Below are 3811 nucleotides of genomic sequence, written 5' to 3' on the forward strand. Positions count from 1 at the left end.
TCTGCTCCGACGAACAACTCCCCTGGTCCTTCCTCACCCACACCGGACTGACCATCCACCCCCAACAACCACAGAACTAACGAAAACCTCAGTAGTCGGTCCAGGCGAAGCTCGTCCGTTCATGTTGCGTTTGTTGTAGACGCGGGGGCGGTAGATCAGGCGGGAGCGCTCGCCGGGCCGGTAGCAGACCAGGGCCGCGATCAAGATACGTCGGAAGGAACGGCCTCTGACCCGCACCACCGGGGTGTGCCCGTGTCGGCCCCAGGTGTGAGCGCGTGGCGGCGTCGTCGAGGACCCGACCTCGTCCTCGAAGACGATCCAGGCCCCGGGCGCCGCTGCGGTGCTTCTGCCTGTGGCCATACGCCTTTCTTCCACAGCGCCACCGCCTGCTCGTCGCGTTCCAGGGCACGGCGAGCCGGGCAGTGCCAGGGCCAGCCCGTTGTGATGCAGCAGACGCCACACACCCGCCACCGACACAGTCAGATGAAAACGTCTACCGATAACCATCTTCACCCAGGCCAGGGACCACCGCTGGTCCGCCCAGCCATGCACGGCGGGCCTGGGCCAGCAGTTCCTCCAGCCCGGCGAACTGCTCGCCAGTCAGTTTCGGCCGCCCGGCCGCCCACTCCCCGGGCTCCAGGGCTGGTATCCCGCCCTCACGCCAGGCACGGCGATGTCGCTCCACCGACCGCACGCTCACCCGCAGCTCCCGGGCGATCTCCGCGGTCTTCTCACCCTGGATGAACCGCTCCCCCGCCTCCATCCGGAGGCGCTCTCTGAACGCTTGCCGCTCAGTGGTCAGCTCGCCCCCTTCCGCATATCGCGTCTAACCGGCGTACTGCGAGCAACAACCACCGTCATGGTCGACAACAAGCCGAAAACCTCAGAAACTGTCTTGCCCTGCTGGCCGGTGAAAGCACGGATGACGCCGAAACGCTGGTTGGGTTCCGAGAGCGTGACGCTTTCGCGAACACATTCCCCGTGACAGCTTCAAGCGGCAGACTCATCCTCACGGCCCTCGCCCTGATCGGTGCACCTTGGTCGGAGCACAAGATCAGACGGAGGCCGCCTCAGCGTCCGATGCATGCCCAAGCGAGGGGTCCAGTTCGAGACGTCGTTACGTCGTTACGTCGTTACGTCGTTCGACGCCAGGAGCGAGGCACGGGCGGAAGTGCCTCAGCCGACGAGCAGGGCGTGCGCCCACTGACCTTCGCGCTGTTCGATGTATTCGGCGTCGCTTCGCCAGACGTCGCCGTGGCCTGCGGCCCACAGAGTTGCCCAAGGCTGGACACCCCGGGCTGCCTGGTCGCGCAGGAAGTCGTGCATGGAACGCGTACGACGACCCAGCAGAGGGATCAGCCGACGGCGTTCGGCTTCATCGAGGCCGTAGGCGTCGGCAAAGACTCGCAGTCGCTCCCCCGCGTCGCGGCGTTGCCGGTCAGGATGCGCGGACAACGGGATGAACCCGTGTATGGCATACGCGACGTCCCACAGGCGGGAGCCAGGACCGGCGGTGTCCCAGTCGATGAAGGCCCACCGGGACTCGTCTCCGACCACAAGGTTCCATGGGGCCAGATCGTGATGGGCGATAATGTCGCTGCCCTCGGCGGGGATCAGCATCTGCCAGTGCGCGTCAGGTGGCGGTGTGAAGTCCTGCACCGCATCGTGGAAGTCCCGGATCAGTCGTGCGACGCGGGCCAGTTGCCGGGCGGGTTCCAGCAGAGAGAACCGGTCGGGCCAGACCACATGTCCCGGCATAAAGGTCAGGACCTCGCGCCCCTGGCCGTCAATGCCCAGAGGACGAGGCGCCGCCCGGAATCCCACCTCGTTCAAGTGGGTGAGCAAGGCATGCACTGCGGGAGTCCACGGTCCGGCCGGACGACGGACCGTATCTCCGACTCGAACGACACCATCGCTGACGTTGCCGCCGGACAACGGCTGTTCTTCATCATGCTGCACCGAACCAGTGTCTCTGATCAGGCCGCCGTGATTACCCCGTTAAAGGAGAGCACCAGGCAGGAGCAGAGGTTAGATAACAAGCTGGGAGTCGCTTGCATCGATGATGCCCGTTTGATTCAGATACGCCCTAATACCGAGAGGCGGCTTCTGGGGTTCTGGAGTGCCAGCGTGACCACTGCGACTCACCAGGAGTCCGCATCGCCAGTCTCACCCTCCAGGGCCTGCCTCATTCCAAGGGATGCCCGTATCGCCGGCTACTCCTGCCATGCCACGCACGAATCTGCAACACAAGAGCTGCAAGTGCAGCTCTGAGGCGCGCGAAGCGCCGTAAACATCATCTCGAATGACTGTGGCGACGCTCCGACCCCGCAGCGGATGAGAAAAGACGTTGGCTGGCTGCCGCCGAGGTGCGACGATGATCGTTTTCCACCCGGAGGGCTTTTGTTCGTTTTCGTTTGTGCAGGATGTGAGGCCGAGCTGACCACCCCGTTGTCCCAGGTCGCTCTTCCAGCACATGCCCATCAGAGTTACGGGAACGGGGCCCAGTTGCCCGTGCTCATGGAGTCGGGGACATTCGCCGTGGACCCGGAACCCTGGGGACCGCCGTGGCGGCTGTGGGACGAGATCGGCCCGGATGAGGCGGAGGCCCGCGGCATCTACGCGCCGGTCCATGCCCTGTCCGACGGCGTACCCGGCGCGATCGTGATCGCACCCGGAGACATCCGGGGTACCCGCCTGGTTCCTGAGAAGAGTGGCAGCGGCGGCTGTTGCGGCCTTGACGGGAGCGGCGGCCCCAACATGGCCTGCTTGGGCTGCGGCCTGGCCGTGGCGATCAGGATCGACGACTGCTCGCTCTGGCAGGCGGTGTGGCTCGTCCCGGACGCCGTGCGCCGCCTTCCAGTGGGCGGTGCCGACGCGGCACCGCTCCCCTGGGAGGAGCTGATCGAGGAGGGAAGGAACACACCCCCGTTCGAACCGATCGCCACCACAGGCTGGTCAAGGCTTAGGGCGAACCATTACTGGTCATGGAGTCCGCAGTGGGAGGCGGCAGCCGGCCGGGCGCTCGCCCACCTGCTGGCGGCCTCCGAAGGACAGCCGGTGACGGTCCCGGACGGCATGGCCGCGGAGGTCTTCCAACGCGCCCTCGATACCCTGCTGCCCGTGGGGCCGCTGCAACGGCGTGCCGTCCTCGCCGGGCCCGGACGGCCTGCCCCCGACGCAGGCGCGGACATCCTCCTTGTGCCAGTGCATCCGCAGACAGGACAGACCTGGCCCCCCGCAGGCCCCGCCACAACGGCGTACCCGGTGCCACTGCCGCTGGGAGTATGGGCCTGGATGGCCGCCGCCCCTCCACACTTGCCCAATCCCGCATCGGGCGCCATACCCCGCGACGTCCTCCACGACGACCCGCTTCCACCACGCCCCAATTACCTGTTCCGTACCGACCCAAGCACGTTCAAGCACACATTGGTCCGGCTACCAGCCGTCCGCAGGCCATGGCTGCGCAACATACTCGACAACCTCCCTCAGCACAGATCGGCTGGCCTCTTCTAACCGCAGGCCAAGGTGCCGATACCCAATCCGTGATCTATGCAGTGGCCGCGCTGCAATCGAACAGCGCCAGACCCTGGCGCCTCAGGCAGCTGTGAGCCTCTGGCCCGTTCTCGGTGGACACAGCCCAAGTCTGGCCGGAGGCATCGCAGTGGTCTACGGGGCGAGGGCGGCGAGCATCCACGGCCGTACTGGCACGGGGACTCGCATCTTGGCCCGGTAGTCCTCCAGAGCGTGCTGGCCCCAGTAGTGCCGTCCGTGACGGCACGGGAGACGGAGCTGGAGCTCTCCCGCCAGGCCG

General features: G+C 66.3%; 4 protein-coding genes. 1 reads left to right on the top strand and 3 read right to left on the bottom strand.

Features of this window, described 5'->3' with window-relative positions:
- Positions 1-33 precede the first annotated feature (33 nt).
- The 3 genes from ACFYZR_RS31900 to ACFYZR_RS31910 form a co-directional block, all read right to left on the bottom strand.
- On the bottom strand, positions 34-507 hold the full coding sequence (locus ACFYZR_RS31900) for a hypothetical protein (RefSeq protein ID WP_391916995.1): 474 nt from the start codon (positions 505-507) through the stop codon (positions 34-36).
- Entirely contained in the window at positions 494-763 is a 270-nt protein-coding gene (locus ACFYZR_RS31905; protein WP_391916910.1) for a helix-turn-helix domain-containing protein, read from the bottom strand. Before ACFYZR_RS31905 ends, ACFYZR_RS31900 begins: the two co-directional genes overlap by 14 nt.
- A gap of 413 nt (positions 764-1176) precedes the next feature.
- Positions 1177-1959 carry a phosphotransferase enzyme family protein gene (locus tag ACFYZR_RS31910; RefSeq protein WP_391916913.1) on the bottom strand — a complete coding sequence of 261 codons (783 nt, stop codon included), beginning with the start codon at positions 1957-1959 and terminating at the stop codon, positions 1177-1179.
- A gap of 441 nt (positions 1960-2400) precedes the next feature.
- Between ACFYZR_RS31910 and ACFYZR_RS31915 the strand changes: the two genes are divergently transcribed.
- Complete coding sequence (locus ACFYZR_RS31915) at positions 2401-3513, top strand: hypothetical protein (RefSeq protein ID WP_391916915.1); 1113 nt, start codon at positions 2401-2403, stop codon at positions 3511-3513.
- Positions 3514-3811 lie beyond the last annotated feature (298 nt).

Origin of the sequence: Streptomyces sp. NPDC001678 (genome assembly GCF_042892945.1) — a bacterium.
GTDB lineage: Bacteria > Actinomycetota > Actinomycetes > Streptomycetales > Streptomycetaceae > Streptomyces.

Excerpts from the sequence above, each read along its gene's own strand:
- ACFYZR_RS31900 (WP_391916995.1), bottom strand. The coding sequence starts at position 507 with ATGGTTATCGGTAGACGTTTTCATCTGACTGTGTCGGTGGCGGGTGTG.
- ACFYZR_RS31905 (WP_391916910.1), bottom strand. The coding sequence starts at position 763 with ATGGAGGCGGGGGAGCGGTTCATCCAGGGTGAGAAGACCGCGGAGATC.